General features: G+C 39.7%; 32 protein-coding genes and 1 pseudogene. 32 read left to right on the top strand and 1 reads right to left on the bottom strand.

All coding sequences use genetic code 11. The annotated features are described in order from the left end of the window. The first annotated feature begins 47 nt into the window (after positions 1 to 47). From rpsS to AC1VU3_RS08060, 32 genes are all read left to right on the top strand, one after another. Positions 48 to 326 (top strand): 30S ribosomal protein S19, encoded by a 279-nt coding sequence (gene rpsS, locus AC1VU3_RS07905; RefSeq protein WP_480389108.1) that lies wholly within the window; start codon positions 48 to 50, stop codon positions 324 to 326. A gap of 21 nt (positions 327 to 347) precedes the next feature. Continuing rightward, positions 348 to 692: a 50S ribosomal protein L22 gene (gene rplV / locus AC1VU3_RS07910; protein WP_480389107.1), complete on the top strand. Its 345-nt coding sequence runs from the start codon at positions 348 to 350 to the stop codon at positions 690 to 692. A 3-nt stretch (positions 693 to 695) separates the two neighbouring features. Further along, positions 696 to 1,352 carry a 30S ribosomal protein S3 gene (gene rpsC / locus AC1VU3_RS07915; RefSeq protein ID WP_480389106.1) on the top strand — a complete coding sequence of 219 codons (657 nt, stop codon included), beginning with the start codon at positions 696 to 698 and terminating at the stop codon, positions 1,350 to 1,352. 1 nt (position 1,353) lies between these two features. After that, positions 1,354 to 1,788 (top strand): 50S ribosomal protein L16, encoded by a 435-nt coding sequence (gene rplP / locus AC1VU3_RS07920; RefSeq protein WP_480389105.1) that lies wholly within the window; start codon positions 1,354 to 1,356, stop codon positions 1,786 to 1,788. Then, positions 1,778 to 1,978, top strand: coding sequence for a 50S ribosomal protein L29 (gene rpmC / locus AC1VU3_RS07925; protein ID WP_053591325.1), 201 nt, complete (start codon positions 1,778 to 1,780; stop codon positions 1,976 to 1,978). The genes rplP and rpmC overlap by 11 nt, the downstream gene beginning before the upstream one ends. 18 nt (positions 1,979 to 1,996) lie before the next feature. Beyond that, positions 1,997 to 2,260: a 30S ribosomal protein S17 gene (rpsQ, locus tag AC1VU3_RS07930; RefSeq protein WP_480389104.1), complete on the top strand. Its 264-nt coding sequence runs from the start codon at positions 1,997 to 1,999 to the stop codon at positions 2,258 to 2,260. Between the two features lie 42 nt (positions 2,261 to 2,302). Beyond that, the gene (gene rplN, locus AC1VU3_RS07935) at positions 2,303 to 2,671 is read left to right on the top strand and encodes a 50S ribosomal protein L14 (RefSeq protein ID WP_480389103.1); all 369 of its coding nucleotides are present in this window, start codon (positions 2,303 to 2,305) and stop codon (positions 2,669 to 2,671) included. Positions 2,672 to 2,707: 36 nt separating this feature from the next. Then, positions 2,708 to 3,016: a 50S ribosomal protein L24 gene (gene rplX, locus AC1VU3_RS07940; protein WP_480389102.1), complete on the top strand. Its 309-nt coding sequence runs from the start codon at positions 2,708 to 2,710 to the stop codon at positions 3,014 to 3,016. Positions 3,017 to 3,039: 23 nt separating this feature from the next. After that, the gene (gene rplE / locus AC1VU3_RS07945) at positions 3,040 to 3,579 is read left to right on the top strand and encodes a 50S ribosomal protein L5 (protein ID WP_480389101.1); all 540 of its coding nucleotides are present in this window, start codon (positions 3,040 to 3,042) and stop codon (positions 3,577 to 3,579) included. An 18-nt stretch (positions 3,580 to 3,597) separates the two neighbouring features. After that, positions 3,598 to 3,783 carry a type Z 30S ribosomal protein S14 gene (locus tag AC1VU3_RS07950; RefSeq protein WP_480389100.1) on the top strand — a complete coding sequence of 62 codons (186 nt, stop codon included), beginning with the start codon at positions 3,598 to 3,600 and terminating at the stop codon, positions 3,781 to 3,783. A 30-nt stretch (positions 3,784 to 3,813) separates the two neighbouring features. Further along, a complete protein-coding gene (gene rpsH / locus AC1VU3_RS07955; protein ID WP_480389099.1) occupies positions 3,814 to 4,212 on the top strand; it encodes a 30S ribosomal protein S8 in 399 nt (132 codons plus the stop codon). Between the two features lie 31 nt (positions 4,213 to 4,243). Beyond that, positions 4,244 to 4,783 (top strand): 50S ribosomal protein L6, encoded by a 540-nt coding sequence (rplF, locus tag AC1VU3_RS07960; protein ID WP_480389098.1) that lies wholly within the window; start codon positions 4,244 to 4,246, stop codon positions 4,781 to 4,783. A gap of 30 nt (positions 4,784 to 4,813) precedes the next feature. Then, positions 4,814 to 5,173: a 50S ribosomal protein L18 gene (rplR, locus tag AC1VU3_RS07965; RefSeq protein ID WP_480389272.1), complete on the top strand. Its 360-nt coding sequence runs from the start codon at positions 4,814 to 4,816 to the stop codon at positions 5,171 to 5,173. A gap of 21 nt (positions 5,174 to 5,194) precedes the next feature. Beyond that, on the top strand, positions 5,195 to 5,695 hold the full coding sequence (rpsE, locus tag AC1VU3_RS07970; RefSeq protein ID WP_480389097.1) for a 30S ribosomal protein S5: 501 nt from the start codon (positions 5,195 to 5,197) through the stop codon (positions 5,693 to 5,695). A gap of 14 nt (positions 5,696 to 5,709) precedes the next feature. Continuing rightward, on the top strand, positions 5,710 to 5,892 hold the full coding sequence (gene rpmD / locus AC1VU3_RS07975) for a 50S ribosomal protein L30 (RefSeq protein WP_480389096.1): 183 nt from the start codon (positions 5,710 to 5,712) through the stop codon (positions 5,890 to 5,892). A gap of 31 nt (positions 5,893 to 5,923) precedes the next feature. Next, positions 5,924 to 6,364: a 50S ribosomal protein L15 gene (gene rplO / locus AC1VU3_RS07980; RefSeq protein ID WP_480389095.1), complete on the top strand. Its 441-nt coding sequence runs from the start codon at positions 5,924 to 5,926 to the stop codon at positions 6,362 to 6,364. Next, positions 6,364 to 7,653, top strand: coding sequence for a preprotein translocase subunit SecY (gene secY / locus AC1VU3_RS07985; RefSeq protein WP_480389094.1), 1,290 nt, complete (start codon positions 6,364 to 6,366; stop codon positions 7,651 to 7,653). Before rplO ends, secY begins: the two co-directional genes overlap by 1 nt. Before the next feature lie 68 nt (positions 7,654 to 7,721). Next, positions 7,722 to 8,375: an adenylate kinase gene (locus AC1VU3_RS07990; RefSeq protein WP_480389093.1), complete on the top strand. Its 654-nt coding sequence runs from the start codon at positions 7,722 to 7,724 to the stop codon at positions 8,373 to 8,375. 450 nt (positions 8,376 to 8,825) lie between these two features. Further along, positions 8,826 to 9,044 carry a translation initiation factor IF-1 gene (gene infA, locus AC1VU3_RS07995; protein ID WP_016429904.1) on the top strand — a complete coding sequence of 73 codons (219 nt, stop codon included), beginning with the start codon at positions 8,826 to 8,828 and terminating at the stop codon, positions 9,042 to 9,044. A 37-nt stretch (positions 9,045 to 9,081) separates the two neighbouring features. After that, the gene (gene rpmJ, locus AC1VU3_RS08000) at positions 9,082 to 9,195 is read left to right on the top strand and encodes a 50S ribosomal protein L36 (protein WP_076758849.1); all 114 of its coding nucleotides are present in this window, start codon (positions 9,082 to 9,084) and stop codon (positions 9,193 to 9,195) included. A gap of 23 nt (positions 9,196 to 9,218) precedes the next feature. Then, positions 9,219 to 9,584 (top strand): 30S ribosomal protein S13, encoded by a 366-nt coding sequence (rpsM, locus tag AC1VU3_RS08005; RefSeq protein WP_480389092.1) that lies wholly within the window; start codon positions 9,219 to 9,221, stop codon positions 9,582 to 9,584. Between the two features lie 25 nt (positions 9,585 to 9,609). Then, a complete protein-coding gene (gene rpsK / locus AC1VU3_RS08010; protein ID WP_480389091.1) occupies positions 9,610 to 9,999 on the top strand; it encodes a 30S ribosomal protein S11 in 390 nt (129 codons plus the stop codon). Positions 10,000 to 10,142: 143 nt separating this feature from the next. Continuing rightward, positions 10,143 to 11,087, top strand: coding sequence for a DNA-directed RNA polymerase subunit alpha (locus AC1VU3_RS08015; protein WP_480389090.1), 945 nt, complete (start codon positions 10,143 to 10,145; stop codon positions 11,085 to 11,087). Between the two features lie 54 nt (positions 11,088 to 11,141). Further along, positions 11,142 to 11,522, top strand: a complete 381-nt coding sequence (gene rplQ, locus AC1VU3_RS08020) for a 50S ribosomal protein L17 (RefSeq protein WP_480389089.1) — start codon at positions 11,142 to 11,144, stop codon at positions 11,520 to 11,522. Between the two features lie 312 nt (positions 11,523 to 11,834). After that, the gene (locus AC1VU3_RS08025; protein ID WP_480389088.1) at positions 11,835 to 12,683 is read left to right on the top strand and encodes an energy-coupling factor ABC transporter ATP-binding protein; all 849 of its coding nucleotides are present in this window, start codon (positions 11,835 to 11,837) and stop codon (positions 12,681 to 12,683) included. Beyond that, entirely contained in the window at positions 12,659 to 13,525 is an 867-nt protein-coding gene (locus tag AC1VU3_RS08030; protein ID WP_482983230.1) for an energy-coupling factor ABC transporter ATP-binding protein, read from the top strand. The genes AC1VU3_RS08025 and AC1VU3_RS08030 overlap by 25 nt, the downstream gene beginning before the upstream one ends. 2 nt (positions 13,526 to 13,527) lie before the next feature. Beyond that, positions 13,528 to 14,325 (top strand): energy-coupling factor transporter transmembrane component T family protein, encoded by a 798-nt coding sequence (locus AC1VU3_RS08035; RefSeq protein ID WP_480389086.1) that lies wholly within the window; start codon positions 13,528 to 13,530, stop codon positions 14,323 to 14,325. Positions 14,326 to 14,335: 10 nt separating this feature from the next. Beyond that, positions 14,336 to 15,088, top strand: coding sequence for a tRNA pseudouridine(38-40) synthase TruA (truA, locus tag AC1VU3_RS08040; protein WP_482983231.1), 753 nt, complete (start codon positions 14,336 to 14,338; stop codon positions 15,086 to 15,088). A 168-nt stretch (positions 15,089 to 15,256) separates the two neighbouring features. Further along, positions 15,257 to 15,694, top strand: coding sequence for a 50S ribosomal protein L13 (rplM, locus tag AC1VU3_RS08045; RefSeq protein ID WP_480389084.1), 438 nt, complete (start codon positions 15,257 to 15,259; stop codon positions 15,692 to 15,694). A 22-nt stretch (positions 15,695 to 15,716) separates the two neighbouring features. After that, on the top strand, positions 15,717 to 16,109 hold the full coding sequence (gene rpsI, locus AC1VU3_RS08050) for a 30S ribosomal protein S9 (protein ID WP_480389083.1): 393 nt from the start codon (positions 15,717 to 15,719) through the stop codon (positions 16,107 to 16,109). Positions 16,110 to 16,959: 850 nt separating this feature from the next. Further along, complete coding sequence (locus AC1VU3_RS08055; protein ID WP_480389082.1) at positions 16,960 to 18,726, top strand: glycoside hydrolase family 3 protein; 1,767 nt, start codon at positions 16,960 to 16,962, stop codon at positions 18,724 to 18,726. Positions 18,727 to 18,901: 175 nt separating this feature from the next. Then, positions 18,902 to 20,170: a S41 family peptidase gene (locus AC1VU3_RS08060; protein ID WP_480389081.1), complete on the top strand. Its 1,269-nt coding sequence runs from the start codon at positions 18,902 to 18,904 to the stop codon at positions 20,168 to 20,170. Positions 20,171 to 20,315: 145 nt separating this feature from the next. On the opposite strand, the pseudogene AC1VU3_RS08065 reads toward AC1VU3_RS08060, so the two are convergent. After that, positions 20,316 to 20,578, bottom strand: a pseudogene (locus tag AC1VU3_RS08065) (excalibur calcium-binding domain-containing protein). Between the last annotated feature and the right edge of the window lie 60 nt (positions 20,579 to 20,638).

Raw genomic sequence — 20,638 nt, forward strand, 5'->3', positions numbered from 1 at the left:
CGGTTCAAAGAGCGAGCCGTGGTGCAATCACGGAGGGAGGTTCCAGTATGGGTCGTAGCTTGAAAAAAGGACCTTTTGTTGATGATCACTTAATGAAAAAGGTTGAAGCACAACAAAATTCTGAGAAAAAACAAGTAATTAAAACTTGGTCTCGCCGTTCTACTATTTTCCCTAACTTCATCGGGCAAACAATCGCTGTATATGATGGACGTAAACATGTTCCTGTATACGTGACTGAAGATATGGTAGGTCATAAACTAGGCGAATTTGCACCAACTCGTGCTTATAAAAGCCATGGTGCAGATGATAAGAAAACAAGACGCTAATTTGAGAGGAGGTTATTCCAAATGTCACAAGCAAAAGCTATTGCTAAAACAGTGCGCATTGCTCCTCGTAAAGTAAGATTAGTCGTTGATTTAATCAGAGGTAAGCAAGTTGGTGAAGCGATTGCAATTTTACAACTTACTCCTAAAGCAGCATCCCCTGTTGTTGAGAAAGTTTTAAAATCTGCTATTGCTAACGCTGAGCACAATTATGATTTAGATGTTAACAACCTAGTTGTTTCTGAAATCTTCGTTGATGAAGGTCCAACTTTAAAACGTTTCCGTCCACGTGCAATGGGACGTGCAAGTGCTATCAATAAACGTACAAGCCACATTACAGTAGTGGTATCTGAGAAGAAGGAGGGATAATTCGTGGGTCAAAAAGTTCATCCTATAGGATTACGAGTTGGAATCATTCGTGGCTGGGAGTCAAAATGGTACGCTGGTAAAGACTATGCAAACTTACTTCACGAAGACTTGAAAATTCGTAAGTATATTGAAACTCGTTTAAAAGATGCTTCTGTTTCAACTGTTGAGATTGAACGTGCTGCTAAACGTGTAAATATTACAATTCACACTGCGAAACCAGGTATGGTAATCGGTAAAGGTGGTACTGAAGTTGAAGCACTTCGTAAACACTTAAACGATATCACTGGCAAGCGTGTACACATTAATATCGTAGAAATTAAAAGAGCTGACCTTGATGCTAAACTAGTAGCTGAAAGTATCGCACGCCAATTAGAAGGCCGCGTATCTTTCCGTCGCGCTCAAAAACAAGCAATTCAACGCACAATGCGTGCTGGAGCTAAAGGTATTAAAACTCAAGTATCTGGTCGTCTAGGCGGTGCTGACATCGCTCGTGCTGAACATTACAGCGAAGGAACTGTACCACTTCATACATTACGTGCAGACATTGATTATGCACATGCTGAAGCTGACACTACTTATGGTAAGTTAGGCGTAAAAGTATGGATCTATCGTGGTGAAGTCCTTCCAGTTAAGAAGAACTCTGAGGAAGGAGGCAAATAATATGTTAATGCCTAAACGCGTTAAATATCGTCGCGAACACCGTGGTAAAATGCGTGGTGAAGCAAAAGGTGGTAAGGAGATAGCATTTGGTGAGTTTGGTTTACAAGCTACTGAAGCTAGCTGGATCACAAGTCGTCAAATTGAATCAGCTCGTATCGCGATGACACGTTATATGAAACGTGGCGGTAAAGTTTGGATTAAAATTTTCCCACATAAACCTTATACGAAAAAGCCTCTTGAGGTACGTATGGGATCCGGTAAAGGTGCTCCGGAAGGTTGGGTTGCTGTTGTAAAACCAGGAAAAATTATGTTCGAGATTGCTGGAGTTTCTGAAGAAGTAGCTCGCGAAGCGTTACGCTTAGCATCTCATAAGCTTCCTGTAAAATGTAAGATAGTTAAACGTCAAGAAATTGGTGGTGAATCTAATGAAAGCTAATGACATCCGTGAACTTACTACAGCAGAAATTGAACAAAAGGTAAAATCACTGAAAGAAGAGCTTTTCAACCTTCGCTTCCAATTGGCGACTGGTCAATTAGAAAACACAGCTCGCATTCGTGAGGTGCGTAAAGCGATTGCACGTATGAAAACTGTGATTCGCGAAAGAGAAATCAGTGCAAACAACTGATAAAGGAGGTTTTCAGGCATGACTGAGCGTAATCAACGCAAGGTATACACAGGCCGTGTAGTTTCTGACAAAATGGATAAAACAATCACTGTATTAGTTGAAACTCATAAGAAACACAAATTATACGGTAAACGTGTTAGATATTCTAAAAAGTTCAAAGCTCATGATGAGCAAAACGAAGCGCAAATCGGCGATATCGTCCGCATCATGGAAACACGTCCGCTATCAGCTACAAAACGTTTCCGTTTAGTGGAAGTTGTAGAAAAAGCGGTTATTATCTAATTATAAATTTCGGAAATTAAATTCCGAAGGGAGGTAACCTAAGTGATCCAACAAGAAACTCGTATGAAAGTTGCTGACAACTCAGGTGCACGTGAAGTTCTAACTATTAAAGTACTTGGTGGTACTGGCCGTAAAACAGCGAATATCGGTGATATCGTTGTGTGTACAGTTAAGAAAGCAACACCAGGTGGCGTTGTCAAAAAGGGTGACGTAGTTAAAGCTGTTATCGTTCGTACTAAGAGTGGCGTTCGCCGTAAAGACGGAACTTACATTAAATTCGATGAGAACGCATGCGTTATTATCAAAGACGATAAAGGACCTCGTGGAACTCGTATTTTCGGACCTGTTGCTCGTGAACTACGTGACAACAACTTCATGAAAATCGTATCTTTAGCTCCAGAAGTTCTTTAATTTCCAGGAAAGTGCCAATCAAGGAGGTGCGACAGAATGCATGTTAAAAAAGGCGACAAAGTAATGGTAATCTCAGGTAAAGACAAAGGTAAAACAGGAGTTATCCTTACAGCTTTCCCTAAGCAAGACCGTGTTATTGTTGAAGGTGTAAACATCATCAAAAAACATATGAAGCCTAACCAAGCTAATCCGCAAGGTGGAATTGTAACCCAAGAGGCTGCGATCCACGTATCGAATGTTATGTTAATCGACCCTAAAACTGGCGAGCCGACTCGCGTAGGTTATAAAGTAGAAGATGGCAAAAAAGTTCGTGTTGCGAAAAAATCTGGTGAAATTATTAAATAAGTAAAGAGAAGGGAGGTACACACATGAACCGCCTAAAAGAAAAGTATCTTAATGAAGTTTCTCCTGCTCTAATGAGCAAGTTCAATTATAAGTCAGTAATGCAAGTACCTAAAGTTGATAAGATTGTTATCAACATGGGTGTGGGCGATGCTGTTTCTAACACAAAAGCACTTGATGCTGCAGTGGAAGAATTACAAACTATCGCAGGTCAAAAACCTGTAATTACGAAAGCTAAAAAATCGATCGCTGGATTCCGTCTTCGTGAAGGTATGCCAATCGGTGCAAAAGTTACATTACGCGGTGAGCGTATGTATGACTTTTTGGATAAATTAATCTCTATTTCACTTCCACGTGTACGTGACTTCCGTGGTGTTTCTAAGAAAGCATTTGACGGTCGCGGTAACTACACTTTAGGAGTAAAAGAGCAATTAATCTTCCCTGAAATCGATTATGATAAAGTTTCGAAAGTACGCGGTATGGACATCGTAATTGTAACAACTGCGAACTCTGACGAAGAAGCTCGTGAGTTATTAACACAATTCGGTATGCCATTCCAAAAGTAAAATAAGGGAGGCGAAAACGTGGCTAAAAAATCAATGGTCGTTAAACAAAAACGTACGCCAAAGTTCAAGGTGCAAGGGTACACACGCTGTGAGCGTTGTGGACGTCCGCACTCTGTATTGCGTAAATTTAAGCTTTGCCGTATTTGTTTCCGTGAACTTGCATACAAGGGACAAATTCCTGGCGTTAAAAAAGCAAGCTGGTAAACCCCTATAACTGGGAAGGAGGTAAATGTAATGACAATGTCAGATCCAATTGCAGATATGCTAACACGTATTCGTAATGCTAATATGGTGCGTCACGAGAAATTAGAAGTTCCTGCTTCAAACATGAAAAAGGAAATCGCTGAAATTCTAAAACGCGAAGGTTTCATCCGTGATGTTGAATATGTAGAAGATAGCAAACAAGGTATTATCCGTATCTTCTTAAAATATGGTCAAAATGACGAGCGCGTTATCACTGGTTTGAAACGTATTTCAAAACCTGGTCTACGCGTTTACGCTAAAACAAACGAAGTACCTAAAGTACTAAACGGTTTAGGAATTGCTTTAGTTTCTACTTCAAACGGTTTATTAACAGATAAAGAAGCTCGCGCTAAACAAGTTGGCGGAGAAATCGTAGCTTACGTTTGGTAATAATCAAACAAACGAATGGAGGTGCAACAAAATGTCTCGAGTAGGTAAAAAACCAATTGAGGTACCTGCAAACGTTACTGTAACAGTTAACGCTGATAACACAGTAGTAGTTAAAGGACCTAAAGGTGAATTAACAAGATCTTTCAACCAAGATATGAAAATTGAACAAGAAGGTAACATCATTACTGTAGTTCGTCCTTCAGAATCAAAAGAACATCGTACAGTTCACGGAACAACTCGTGCTCTATTAGCTAATATGATCACTGGAGTTTCCGAAGGATTTGCTCGTTCTCTTGAATTAGTTGGGGTAGGTTACCGTGCGCAACTACAAGGATCAAAACTTGTACTTAACGTAGGATATTCTCACCCAGTTGAATTCACTCCTGAAGATGGACTTTCTATTGAAGTTCCTTCAAATACAAAAATTATCATTAGCGGAATTAGCAAAGAACGTGTTGGTGCTTTAGCATCTAACATCCGTGCAGTTCGCCCGCCTGAGCCTTATAAAGGAAAAGGTATTCGTTATGAAGGTGAAGTTGTACGCCGCAAAGAAGGTAAAACAGGTAAATAATGCATTGCGCATTAGAAAGGAGTGACTACTGTGATTACGAAACAAGACAAAAATCAAGTTCGTAAGAAACGTCATGCACGTGTTCGTACAAAAATCACGGGTACATCTGAACGTCCACGTTTAAATGTATACCGTTCTAATAAACATATCTATGCACAGCTTATTGATGATTCAAAAGGAATTACACTAGTAAGTGCATCTACTATGGATAAAGATTTTAATGGAACAGCTGGTAATGTAGAAGCTGCTGCATCTATCGGTGAAACTATTGCTAAACGCGCAGTTGAAAAGAACATCAAGTCTGTTGTTTTTGACCGTGGCGGTTATTTATATCATGGACGTGTAAAAGCATTAGCTGATGCTGCACGTGAAAACGGCTTAGAATTTTAAGAAGAAGGAGGGACATATTTCATGCGTGGTATTGACCCAAACAAACTTGAACTTGAAGAACGCGTAGTAACAATTAACCGTGTTGCTAAAGTTGTAAAAGGTGGACGTCGTTTCCGTTTTACTGCATTAGTAGTAGTAGGAGACAAAAACGGTCATGTAGGATTTGGTACTGGAAAAGCTCAAGAGGTTCCAGATGCAATCCGTAAAGCAGTTGAAGATGCAAAGAAAAACTTAATCGAAGTGCCATTAGTTGGCGGAACAACTCCTCACCAAGTACTTGGTCATTTTGGAGCTGGATCTATTCTAGTTAAGCCAGCATCTGCCGGTACTGGAGTTATCGCAGGTGGACCTGTTCGTGCGGTATTAGAATTAGCGGGAGTAACAGATATCTTATCTAAATCTCTAGGTTCTAACACACCAATCAACATGGTACGTGCTACAGTAAATGGTTTATCTCAACTAAAACGTGCTGAGGACGTTGCTAAATTACGTGGTAAATCAGTAGAAGAACTGTTAGGATAAGGGGGGAAATTACAATGGCAACTAAATTAGAAATTACCCTTACTAAAAGCTTGATTGGAACTAAACCTAGTCAACGCAAAACAGTAGAAGCTCTTGGATTACGTAAAATGCATCAAACAGTGGAGCACCAAGACAACGCCGCTATCCGCGGAATGGTTGGCAAAGTAGCTCACTTAGTAACTTTAAAAGAAATTTAAGGTTTATCTTAGAATAAGGAGGTGCCACCATATGAAACTTCATGAGTTAAAACCAGCAGAAGGTTCTCGCTCTACTCGTAACCGTGTAGGTCGTGGTATCGGTTCTGGAAATGGTAAAACTGCAGGTAGAGGTCATAAAGGTCAAAATGCTCGTTCTGGCGGAGGAGTTCGTCCAGGATTTGAGGGGGGTCAAAACCCACTTTTCCGTCGTTTACCTAAACGCGGATTTACGAATATCAACCGTAAAGAGTATGCAATCGTGAACCTTGACACATTAAATCGTTTCGAAGAGGGTACAGAGGTTACACCTGCACTTTTAATCGAAACAGGTGTTGTGAGCAGCGAAAAATCCGGTATCAAAATTCTTGGTAACGGAACTCTTAACAAAAAGTTGACAGTTAAAGCTCACAAATTCTCTGCTACAGCAAAAGAAGCTATCGAGAATGCTGGCGGACAAACAGAGGTGGTTTAATGTTTCAGACAATCTCCAACTTTATGCGTGTGAGAGATATTCGAAATAAAATCATTTTTACTCTATTGATGCTCGTTGTATTCCGTATCGGTACGTATATACCAGTACCTAACGCAGATCCAGAAGTATTAAAGCAAACTGATGAGATGGGTCTTATTGGTTTCCTTAATACCTTTGGAGGCGGTGCTTTAAGCAACTTCTCTATTCTTGCAATGGGGATTATGCCATACATTACTGCATCGATTATTGTTCAGCTGTTACAAATGGACGTAGTGCCAAAATTCGCTGAGTGGGCGAAGCAAGGGGAAGTCGGTAGACGTAAGCTTGCACAATTCACTCGATACTTCACTATCGTGCTTGCATTTGTTCAAGCAATTGCAATGTCCTATGGTTTTAACCGTATTTATGGTGGTGGATTAATTCAAGATGAGGGTATCCTTACTTACATCTTGATTGCAATCGTATTGACTGCTGGAACAGCATTCCTTATGTGGTTAGGAGAGCAGATTACAGCGCACGGTGTTGGTAATGGTATTTCTATCATTATCTTTGCAGGTATCGTTGCTGCTATCCCAAATGCTGCTAACCAGCTGTATGCACAACAAATTCAAGATGCAGGCGATGCATTATTTATCAATATTGTAATCGTTGCTTTACTTCTATTAGCAATTGTGGCGGTTATTGTAGGAGTTATTTACGTTCAACAAGCGTTACGTAAAATTCCTATTCAGTACGCAAAACGTGTTGCTGGCTCTCAAGCTGGCGGACAACAAACACACTTGCCATTAAAGGTAAATGCCGCTGGAGTAATCCCAGTAATCTTCGCTTCTGCTTTCCTTATGGCTCCGCAGACGTTGGTATTATTCTTCGGTGAAAATAGTGTCACTAATTTCATCAGAGATATGGTAGATTACACACAACCAGTTGGTATGATCTTGTACATTGCTTTAATTGTTGCCTTCACATACTTCTATGCGTTCATACAAGTGAACCCAGAAAATGTTGCAGACAACCTGAAAAAGCAAGGTGCGTATATTCCAGGGATTCGTCCAGGGATCAATACACAGAACTATTTAACAAGCGTTTTATATCGTTTAACATTTGTAGGAGCGATCTTCCTAGCAGTAATCTCTATCATGCCACTTCTATTTGTTAAGTTTGCGGGACTACCTCAATCTGTACAAATCGGTGGAACGAGCTTACTGATTATCGCAGGTGTTGCACTTGAGACAATGAAGCAGCTTGAATCTCAATTAGTTAAACGTCACTATAAAGGCTTTATGAAATAATGTTGGTTTTTAGGAACTAATGTAACGTTCCTAAAAATCCACAAAATAGTCCTGGGGGGCATTAACGTATGAATATCGTTTTAATGGGTCTGCCTGGAGCTGGTAAAGGCACACAAGCAGATAAAATTGTTGAGAAGTACGCAATCCCTCATATTTCTACAGGCGATATGTTCCGTGCAGCTATGAAAGAAGGTACGGAGCTTGGTTTAAAAGCAAAATCGTATATGGATCAAGGTGCATTAGTACCTGATGAAGTAACGATTGGTATTGTTCGCGAAAGATTAAGCAAACCAGACTGTGATAAAGGATTCTTGCTTGATGGGTTTCCAAGAACCGTCCCACAGGCAGAGGCATTAGATGCTTTACTTGTTGATTTAAACAAGTCTGTGGATCACGTGGTGAACATTCAAGTTGAAAAAGATGAATTAGTCAAGCGTCTAACTGGTCGACGTATTTGTAAAGAATGCGGAACAGCTTATCATCTAGTGTTTAATCCTCCTGCAAAGGACGGGGTTTGTGACAAAGATGGTGGAGAGCTTTATCAACGTGCGGATGATAATCCGGAAACGGTGACTAACCGTCTGGAAGTAAATATGAAGCAAACACAGCCATTACTTGATTTTTATGATCAAAAAGGCGTGCTAACGAATATAGATGGCCAGCAAGATATTACAAAAGTCTTTGCTGACATTGATGCTCTGTTACAGGGCAACCGCATTTAAATAACCCGGTGCCCGTCTCAGACGACTATCCGGGAGTATGCAAGAAACGAAAATGTTTTTTTCGAGAGCTGCAAAAGCATATTGCGCCCGGTATACGTACCGGAGGAAATGAGAATGCTTTAAAGAGCGTCGGACCCCCTAGTCCACGTGCATTTTGGTTTCTGAAGGGGTATAATTGGTTTCGTGGAAGCATAAATCGAACGGGTACTAATGGAACTCATCCAACACATTCGGACGAACATGTTGACATGAGGGATAGGTTTCTTCCGTCAGTCTACTCGGGTGGATTGCAAGTAACGAAACCTTACGAGTGTCTTTCGAACATCTCTCATGATTTCCAAACATATGCTTATAGCGATTAGTTTCGTTTAATATGAGGCTATACTAACAGCAAATTACGTTTGAGTATTGATGAGAACCTGATTTGTATATAGAAGGGAGACAGGGTTGATGGCGAAAGATGATGTAATTGAAGTCGAAGGAACAGTTGTTGAGACTTTGCCAAACGCGATGTTTAAGGTAGAATTAGAAAACGGTCATACGATTCTTGCGCATGTATCGGGTAAAATTCGTATGCACTTCATCCGCATTTTACCTGGAGATAAAGTAACCATTGAATTATCTCCATACGATTTAACTCGCGGACGTATTACGTACCGTTTTAAATAATCTTTTGCACTCCGGACTACTAAGGAGGTTGGGTTAGATGAAAGTGAGACCATCTGTGAAGCCGATCTGCGAAAAATGTAAAGTAATTCGCCGACGCGGTAGAGTAATGGTAATCTGTGAAAATCCTAAACATAAACAAAGACAAGGATAATAAGAAGGAGGTGCACGACACATATGGCACGTATTGCTGGTGTTGACATTCCACGCGACAAACGCGTTGTTATATCATTAACATACATTTACGGAATTGGGAAAACTACTTCTCAAAAAGTTCTAGCTCAAGCTGGTATCTCTGAAGATACTCGTGTACGCGATTTAACTGAAGACGAATTAAACAAAATCCGTGAAGCAATCGGTACTTACAAGGTAGAAGGTGACCTTCGCCGTGAAGTATCATTAAACATCAAACGTTTAATGGAAATCGGATCTTTCCGTGGTATCCGCCACCGTCGCGGTTTACCTGTACGTGGACAAAATACGAAGAACAATGCTCGTACTCGTAAAGGTCCTCGTAAAACAGTTGCTAACAAGAAAAAATAATCGGTAAAGGAGGTTTCTTCTTAACATGGCACGTAAACAACAAACACGTAAGCGTCGTGTGAAAAAGAATATCGAATCTGGTATTGCTCACATTCGCTCTACATTTAACAATACAATTGTGACAATCACAGACATGCAAGGTAATGCAATTTCTTGGTCAAGTGCTGGGGCTCTTGGATTTAGAGGTTCTCGTAAATCTACTCCATTTGCTGCACAAATGGCTGCTGAAACAGCTGCAAAGTCTTCAATGGAACATGGTTTAAAAACTTTAGAAGTAACTGTTAAAGGTCCTGGTGCTGGTCGTGAAGCTGCAATCCGTGCACTTCAAGCTGCAGGTCTAGAAGTTACTGCAATTAAAGATGTTACACCAGTACCACATAATGGTTGCCGTCCACCAAAACGTCGTCGCGTGTAATAGGTGACTACTCGTTCATAATTATGTTTGAGAACATCATTTATTGTACAGACTGTAGTTGTGAAAAACAGCAATCAGTTAAACGATCGAATTCATGATGGAAAGACCTATACATTCGATGTTTTGAGGGAGGGTAAATTGGAATGATCGAAATTGAAAAACCAAAGATTGAAAGTGTAGAAATCAGCGAAAATGCCAAGTTTGGTAAATTTGTTGTAGAACCGCTCGAACGTGGCTATGGAACTACTTTGGGAAATTCTTTACGTCGTATCCTTCTGTCTTCATTACCAGGAGCAGCAGTAACTTCTATTCAAATAGATGGTGTATTACACGAATTCTCTACTATTGAGGGTGTTGTGGAAGATGTAGCATCTATTATTATGAATGTGAAAAAGCTAGCTTTAAAAATCTACTCTGATGAAGAAAAAGTCATAGAGATTGATTTTAAAGGAGAAGGAGTTATTACAGCAGCTGACATTACACATGACAGTGACGTAGAGATTTTAAATCCGGAGCTTTATATAGCTACAATCGGGAAAAATGGTCATTTCCGAATGCGTATGTACGCAAGTCGAGGCCGTGGCTACACTCCTGCTGATCAAAACAAACGTGAGGATCTTCCTATCGGCGTAATCCCGATCGACTCTATTTATACTCCAGTTTCACGCGTTAACTTTCAAGTGGAAAATACTCGAGTTGGACAACTGTCAAACTTTGATAAATTGACCCTTGATGTGTGGACAGATGGCAGCACCGGTCCAAAAGAGGCGATTTCTCTTGGAGCAAAAATACTAACAGAGCATTTAAATATTTTTGTAGGGATGACGGATGAGGCGAAGAGTGCTGAAATCATGGTTGAAAAAGAAGAAGACCAAAAAGAAAAAGTTTTAGAGATGACTATCGAAGAGCTTGATCTTTCGGTTCGTTCTTATAACTGCTTAAAACGTGCAGGTATTAATACTGTACTTGAGCTTGCAAGCAAGTCAGAAGACGACATGATGAAAGTAAGAAACCTTGGACGTAAATCTTTAGAAGAAGTTAGAGCGAAGTTAGATGAGCTTGGCTTAGGATTACGTAAAGAAGACTAAGCGAAATTTTGATATAGCTAGATATGAATTAATCACCAAAGGAGGGAAACATCCATGGGTTACAGAAAACTTGGACGTACAAGTTCTCAACGTAAAGCGATGTTACGTGACTTAGCAACTGACTTAATCATCCATGAGCGTCTTCAAACAACTGAAGCGCGTGCAAAGGAATTACGTTCTGTTGTTGAAAAAATGATCACTTTAGGTAAACGCGGTGACTTACACGCTCGTCGTCAAGCTGCTGCATATATTCGTCGTGAATTAGCAACAACTACTGATGAAGAAGGTAACGAGTCTACTGTTTTTGCTTTACAGAAATTGTTTGATGATGTTGCACCACGCTATGCTGACCGTCAAGGCGGTTATACTCGTATTATGAAAGTTGGTCCTCGTCGCGGAGATGGAGCACCAGTTGTAGTAATTGAGTTAGTTTAATTGAATGAACAGGGGAACCTGTTTTAAGTAAGAAGAAAGTTGAAGAGGGTTATGGTTTTTATTTACCATCCTCTTCTTTTTTCAAAACAGATTTATACGACATTATAAAAGCAGAGTGTTATGATGAGCGGACTTCTAGTAACGTCTCGTCTAGCTCTACGCACCTCATTTACAGATTGGGATTGAGCAACCAATCTAGAAATAAGTTATAGAAGAGCGCATTTCTCCAAATGAGGTGCGCGCTTTTTTAATTTGTCGTGAAAACATGAGATAATAGAGAGTAGCAGAGATGAGTGGGAGGAGGGCTTTAGAATGAAACCAGAAATAATATCCCTGCAACATACAATATATACATATGATGAAGAAGATACGACCAAGAGGCCTGCCGTAAATGATGTGTCCTTTTCTATATATGAAGGAGAATGGGTAGCAATTGTTGGTCATAATGGGTCAGGAAAATCTACAATGGCTAAGTTAATGAATGGTCTTCTATTTCCTCAGGAGGGAAAGGTATACGTATTTGGAGAGCAATTGACCGAGGAAAATCTGTGGAATACACGTTCCCAGATGGGAATGGTGTTTCAAAATCCGGACAATCAATTTGTTGGTGCTACGGTTCAAGACGACGTGGCATTTGCTCTAGAGAACAACGGAGTCCCCTTTGAGGAAATGGTAGAACGGGTTAAAGATGCACTAGCAAGAGTAAACATGGTGGATTTCCTAAATAGCGAGCCACACCATTTATCGGGTGGGCAGAAACAACGAGTGGCAATAGCCGGTGCCATTGCTTTAAAGCCTAAGTTATTAATATTGGACGAAGCCACCTCTATGTTAGATCCGCAAGGAAAAGAAGAGGTGTTATCCACAGTAAGACAGCTGCGTGAGGAAACAGATTTAACGGTCATCTCCATCACCCATGATTTAGAGGAGACGCTTTTGGCAGACAGGGTGATTATGATGAATCAAGGGGAGAAGTATGCAGAAGGAACACCTCGCCAGATATTTGAGAAGGGTCAGGAGCTAGTAGACCTAGGTTTAGATTTACCGTTTGCCATGAACATGTCTAAGCTATTAATGTCAGAAGGCATCGAATTGCAAGCAGAACATATGTCGGAAGAAGAATTGGTGAATGATTTATGGACATCACACTTCAACAAGTAAGCTATGCCTATGCAAAGGATACCCCATTTGAAAAGCGTGCCTTGTTCCAAGTGGATATAAGCATACCAGCAGGCTCCTATCAGGCAATTATCGGTCATACTGGATCAGGGAAATCAACGGTTTTACAGCATCTAAATGGCCTGTTAAAGCCGACTGAGGGTATTGTTAGGCTTGGTGATGTAGAGGTGAAAGCAGGGCAGAAGAACAAGGATATACGTAGAGTAAGGCAAAAAGTTGGAATTGTCTTTCAGTTCCCGGAGCATCAATTGTTTGAAGAAACAGTTCTAAAGGACATTATGTTTGGACCAATGAATTACGGAGTTTCAGAGCAAGAGGCTAAGGCTAGAGCGGTAGAATTGATTGCCATGCTTGGTCTTCCGGAGGATGTGCTAGATAAATCACCCTTTGATCTATCAGGCGGACAGATGCGAAGAGTAGCCATTGCGGGTGTCTTGGCGATGAATCCAGAGGTATTAGTATTAGATGAGCCAACAGCCGGACTGGATCCTAGAGGACGTAAAGAAATCATGGAGCTTTTTTACCGAATTCATCAAGAAAAGGGCCTTACGACTGTTCTAGTTACACATAGTATGGAGGATGCAGCAAGATATGCCGACAGGATTGCTCTTATGCATAGAGGCAAATGTGTACTGGAGGGGTCTCCAGAAGAAGTATTTGCAGATGAAGAAAGATTGTTAGATTATCGTTTGGAGCTTCCTCAAACAGTAAAGTTTCAGCGTACGCTAGAGAAGATGATAGGACGCAGGCTACCGACAATCTGCTTGACGGAGGAGCAGCTGGCAAAGGAATTAGCCCTATTTCTAAAGGAAGGGCGTGAGTAAGTATGCTAGAAAAAATGATCTTTGGTAGATTCATCCCTGGTGATTCCTTTATTCACCGAATGGATGCAAGAGCAAAGCTAATTTATGTGTTTTTATTCATTGCAATCGTCTTTATTGCAAATAACTGGATTACGTATGGCATTCTTATTTTGTTTACATTCATGATTATCAGATTGTCTAAAATTCGGTTCTATTTTTTAATTAATGGCTTAAAGCCAGTCGTTATCTTAATTATCTTCACGTTTTTATTGCATCTTTTCTTTACAAGAGAAGGGTCAGTAATTTTGGAATGGAAGTTTATTCGTATATACGAGGAAGGGTTAAAACAAGGGATCTTTATTTCTATCCGATTCTTTGTTCTAGTGATTTTAACATCTATTCTAACGTTAACTACTACTCCCATCTCTATAACCGACGCTATTGAGATATTGTTGGGACCACTAAAAAAATGGAAGCTTCCTGTTCATGAGCTTGCACTAATGATGTCAATTTCTCTTCGCTTTATCCCAACGCTTATGGATGAAACGGATAAGATTATGAAGGCACAAATGGCAAGAGGCTCAGATATGACCACAGGCCGGATGAGAGAGCGTCTAAAGGCAGTAGTTCCACTGCTAATCCCGTTGTTTGTAAGTGCGTTCAAACGAGCGGATGATCTTGCTACAGCAATGGAGGTAAGAGGATACAAGGGCGGAGAAGGTAGGACAAGATATCGTCAGCTCTCGTGGTCTACTAGAGACACAATGAGCTTACTTTCTTTAGTAATATTAGCTGCTTTACTTTTCTATTTTAGGCAGTAATGGAGGATTTATGGTGAGACTTCGAGCAGTCATCAGCTACGATGGAAGTCAGTTTTCTGGTTATCAGGTACAGCCAGGAAAGCGGACCGTTCAATTAGAATTAGAGAAGGTTTTAACAAAGATTCATAAGGGAGAGGCTGTCAGAGTAGTTGCGAGCGGTAGAACAGATGCCGGGGTTCATGCAACTGGACAGGTCATTCACTTTGATACTACTTATACATTTCCTATGGATCGGTGGAGAACGGCATTAAACGTTCAGCTTCCCAAGGATATACGAGTACTCTCCGTGAAGCAGGTAAGGGATGATTTTCATGCCCGCTTTGATACGACTGGGAAGACTTATCGGTATATATGGTCGTTAAGTGACGTACACAGCCCATTTGAGCGACATTACAGCGTTCATGCAGAAAGATATCGTCCAAATATCGAAAGCATGAGAGCTGCCTCTAGACATCTTTTAGGGACACATGACTTTTCAAGCTTTTGTGCATCCAATACAAGTGTGAAGGATTTTGTAAGAACTGTTCAGTCTATTGAATTTATATGGCAGGAACAGTCGAAACAGCTGCACATGATCATCAGTGGAAATGGATTTTTGTATAATATGGTTCGGATTATTGCAGGTACTCTCTGGGAGGTTGGAATTGGAAAAATAGGGGAAGAAGACCTACCTAGGATTTTGCATTCCTGCGACAGAAAAAAGGCCGGAAAAACCGCACCAGCACACGGTTTATACCTGGAGGAAGTAAGGTATAAGGATTGAAGCAACTTTTCCAGGTGTTTTATGAAAAATACTTGACTATTGTATGCTCCTGGGGTATGATGATGTATGGTATTTTCATTAACCCCACAATATAAGCCCCGAAACTTATTGGTATGAGGATATAGAAAATTTTAGATCGAAAACGATTGAATTAGGAGGACAAAATACATGCGTACAACATTCATGGCTAAAGGTCACGAAGTAGAGCGTAAATGGTTAGTGATCGACGCTGAAGGCCAAACTCTTGGTCGTCTTGCTTCTGAAGTAGCTGCTATCTTACGTGGAAAAAATAAACCAACTTTCACTCCAAACGTTGACACTGGTGATCACGTTATCATCATCAATGCGGAGAAAATTCACTTAACTGGTAACAAGTTAAATGACAAAATTTACTACCGTCACACTCAATATGCTGGTGGTCTTAAACAACGTACTGCATTAGAAATGCGTAATAACTACCCAACAAAAATGATTGAATTAGCAATCAAAGGCATGCTTCCTAAAAACACTTTAGGACGTCAAATGTTCGGTAAGCTTCATGTTTATGCTGGAGCAGAACATCCACATGCAGCACAAAAACCAGAAGCTTATGAGCTTCGCGGATAATAATTAAGAGGAGGACATACCCTTGGCACAAGTTCAATATATCGGCACTGGTCGCCGTAAAAGTTCAGTAGCTCGCGTACGTTTAGTACCAGGCGAAGGAAACATTGTTATCAACAATCGCAGCATCGAAGATTATGTACCATACGAAACTTTACGTGAAATAATTAAACAACCTTTAGTAACTACTCAAACTCTAGGTAGCTATGATATTCACGTAAACGTTAACGGTGGTGGATTCACAGGTCAAGCTGGAGCTATCCGTCACGGAATCGCTCGTGCTCTACTTACTGTAGACCCTGACTTCCGTCCAGCTCTTAAATCTGCTGGATTCTTAACACGTGACCCACGTATGAAAGAGCGTAAAAAATACGGTCTTAAAGGCGCGCGTCGTGCACCTCAGTTCTCAAAACGTTAATATATTACGTTTCAAGACTCTCAACCTTTTTGGTTGGGGGTCTTTTTTTATGGAAGAATGACTGTTGACCAACAACTCATCTTATCCTCCCATAAAAAAATACAGAGTGACAATCTTCTAACCGTTCAATAAATTCTTCTTTACTGAACTTGTGCAAGAAAAGTTTTGAAGTGTATTGTTTGGGTTTTGTATAATTTCTTGTCTTCTGCTCAAATTATGAAAAGGTAAACCTACCACTTAAAAATCATTCAATGCTTTAAAAGAAATCGTTGCTAACTTGCTGATTGTAGCCTAAAGAAATGTTGACAGGCCAAACGCCATTATTGTGATCACTGGTAAAAAGGTGAAGTGTCTAATGGTTTGTGCTTTAAAAGATAGTCATAAATATAGAGGCTTATCTTTTTGTCATCAGAAAATCCTGGTCTATATTCCTAGTATAAAAATTACATTACATGATGAAGTGTTGACACTTTATATAGCATGTTATATAAAATACATAGGGTGCTATATAGATCGTGGTGAAGTTGTGAGTAAGAGAGAAAAACTCCAATTTTACCTATAAGCATTTTAAAGAGACAAACATTAGCTTGGTTAAACAATGGGTTTTTATTTAAGAATAGGTAAATTCCCAACAAGCAAATGGCTTATCTTTTGAACAAGCAAAGACAGTTATCAAAGATTATGAGTGGGCACTGAAATCACTCGAATCCTTCGATTAAATTGGTTCATATTTGTTTAGAATACGTTAAAAACAGAATTGCTGAAAATGCTATAAAGATAAACGAATGATTTTTTACACGAATGTATAGGTACCTATATTAAAATCATCAGCAGAGGAGTATTACAAGAAATGACTAAAGTTGACTTAAAAGCAAAACCTTATTTTTTATCTGACTCAGATATTCAATGGGTTACAGAAACGATCGCTTCAATGTCAATTGAAGAAAAAATCGGTCAATTATTTGTGAACATGGGATCTAGCCGTGATAAAGAATATTTGACAAGTGTTTTAGACAATTATCATATCGGTGCTGTTCGCTATAACCCAGGTACAGCGGAAGAAGTATACGACCAAAATAAAATTCTTCAAGAAAACAGTAAGATTCCTTTATTAATTGCAGCGAATACAGAGGCAGGTGGTAACGGTGCTTGTACAGATGGTACAGAAGTTGGGCTAGAAGTTAAAATTGGTGCAACAAAAGACGCTAAATGGGCGTATGAAATGGGCCGAGTTTCTGGTGTAGAAGCTTCTGCAATCGGATGTAACTGGAGCTTTGCGCCAGTCGTTGATATTAGCATGAACTGGCGTAACCCAATCATCTCAAACCGTATTTTCGGTTCTGACCCGGACCAAGTTCTAGAAATGAGCTTAGCGTACATGAAAGGTATCCAGGAAAGCGGAATCGCTCCTGCTGCTAAACATTTCCCAGGAGACGGTGTTGATGAGCGTGACCACCATTTATCTTTCGCACCTAATCACTTATCTTGCGAAGAGTGGGATGCTACATTTGGAAAGGTGTATCAAGGTTTAATTGATGCTGGTCTACCATCAATTATGGCTGGTCATATTCATCAACCAGCTTACTCAAAATTCTTCAACCCTGAATTAACAGATGAAGATTTATTACCAGCATCACTTTCTAAAGAATTAATCACAGACTTATTACGTGGTAAATTAGGATTTAACGGTGTTGTTGTAACAGATGCTAGTCACATGGTAGCGATGACATCTGCAATGAAACGTAGAGATATGCTTCCTACTGCTATTGCAGCTGGTTGTGACTTATTCTTATTCTTCAACGATCCAGATGAAGACTTCGGTTTCATGATGGATGGATACAAAAACGGTGTTATCACTGAGGAGCGTTTAGAAGCAGCTCTTACTCGTATCCTAGGTCTTAAAGCGTCACTAGGACTTCATAAAAAAGCGAAAACAGAAATCATGATGCCAAAAGAAGAAGCAATGAAACAAATCGGTCTTCCTGAAAATGTAGCGCTATTTAAAGAAGTTGCTGATCGCGCCATTACATTGGTAAAAGACAAACAAGATATCTGGCCTGTTACTCCTGAGAAATACAAACGAGTATTATTGGTTAACGTAAAAACGGCAGAAGGCGCATTTACTAAATTAATTAGCGGAAATAAACCTAAGCCAATTGATCTTCTGAAAGCAGAACTTGAATCAAAAGGCTTTGAAGTGGAAATTCACGTATCACCAATGGATAAAATCTCTGAATTACCACCAGAAGAACAAATGAAGAGCATCGCGAATGCTTATGCAGCAAAACGTCCTATTAAAGACTTAACCGACAAATATGATTTAATCATTAATGTTGCAAACGTTAAACCGGGTGAAGTAGTACAACGTATGACATGGAATGCTTTAAAAGGAACACCTGATATTCCATTCTATGTTCACGAAATACCGACTATTTTCGTTTCTGTAAATTACCCATTCCACTTAGCGGATGTTCCTCAAGTGAAAACATACATTAATGCGTATGATGGTAACAAAGGAACAATTGAATTATTAGTTGAAAAATTGATGGGTCAATCTGAATTTAAAGGTGAAGACCCAGTTGACGCATACTGCGGCTTTAAAGATACTCGCATTTAATTAACAAATAACCCGAACACCCTTAAGTTAGAGTAAAACTAACTTAAGGGTGTTTTTTCATGCAGTCTTTGTTTACTGCCGATAGGGGAAAAAAGAAGGAATTATGCTTAGGAGATAGAATCATTATAATATGTAATTTTTTGGAACATCACTAATGGGGAAGAGGAGAATTAGAATGAGCTATCTGTCTATTTTTGAAGAAATAGTATCTATTACTAATACTGACTATGCTGGCTTTGAGGATAAGAGAGGCTGGGGGAAGCCAGATACTTATAGAAGAAAAATCAAAGGCATGGAAGCTGCAAATGAATTGACCCCAAATAAATTCACGAATCTCATTAATGACTATCTTGCCGATTTTCAGGATCACCATATGTATTTTGTGTTACACGGGAGTGAAGGAGCAAGGCCTGAAACAATTGGCTTTCAGGTGCGGAGAAGCGGGGATCTTTTATATATTACTGATGTTCAGGAGGAAAGCAGATTAAAGAAGGGTGATGCCATTCTATTAATAGATGGCAAAACCATACCCTCTATAGCTAGTGAAGAAAGTAGACTAATCGGGGAAACGATGGTTGAAAGACAGCATTGGATGCCTGTTCTTTTAGGAACAGAGCGTATAGAGTTACAGAATGGGCTTCAACTAGAAATAAATAAATACGAAAGAAAAGAACGAGCTCCTATTTACCGTGCTGAAAATCTTACGAGGGAGACACTGATGCTCACCTTCTCAGACTTTAACGATTATCAAGCTATCCGCCATTTTATTGAGCAAAATAAGCCTCGACTTCAAAAAGCAAAAAATCTCATCATAGACGTACGAAATAACAAAGGTGGGAATGTACATGCTGTTGATGAGTTGCTCCCATTTCTTTTTAAGCAAGAGGAAAAACCAAGCTCTGAGATTCCGGAAAGAGAGTTTAACTGCACTAGCAGGAATGTGGAGCTATTTTCGAAACAAGTAAGTGAGGCAAAAAGTTTTCAAATAGATGAACAAACACTAAACATGTTAGAGACTGCTCTTTCTACTTTAGATTCAAATAGAGATGTGGGTTTTACTGTTATTGATTTTTCTTCTTATATTGAAGAAATGGGAGATGAATTTCAAGGAGAGAGATATCCGCTAAACGTTATCCTGTTAACGGATTATGGATGTGCAAGTGCTGGGGAGGACTTTGTGAGAGTAGCATTGGAATCTTCTAAGGTCACAGTGGTCGGCCGTGCAACGATGGGAATAAACGATTACAGTGATTTACTACAAGTCACATGGAATGGAGAATTCTCTTTCTTCTATCCGTTTTCTAGGGTAAAAGAAAAAACGGTTGTGGACTCAATTCACGGGAAAGGGATTAAGCCACATTATTATATTGAATGGTCACCTGATTTCATTCATCAAGACAAGGACTTGGAGCTGGCATTAGAAATGCTTGAAGTGAAAATATAATATACAAAGTCCTGACCAACATTCTGTTTCCCTCATAGAAAGCGTCCGAAGCAGCGGAGAACCTGAGTTCTAAAAACAAGTAAGCACTTATGACCTTTATCAAATGATAGATCATAAGTGCTTACTCATTCGATTTGCCCCAGCCTTATTTTTCGCAAGCAATTCCGTCTTTGTCTCGATCCTTGCTTTTATTTGCTTCATATAATTCTTTTGAGACATGTGGCTTGTGCTTTGTTTTACCACCTTTGTTTTTTACGGAAGTCGTTTTAGCAACTCCACCCTTATAATCCTTGTTTAGCTCTGTACAGTTTTTATAGCTTTTTGCTCCTGCTTTACATTATTAGCAAATCCGTATGAGATGCTAAAGAGCAAAACGAAAGAAAGAATAGCCGCAAACATTCTCTTCATTTATAAATCACCATTATTTACCTTTTCATATCAATATACTTCAAATCGTAGTATGAAGCA

It is taken from the genome of Psychrobacillus sp. Z16_25 (assembly GCF_056856695.1).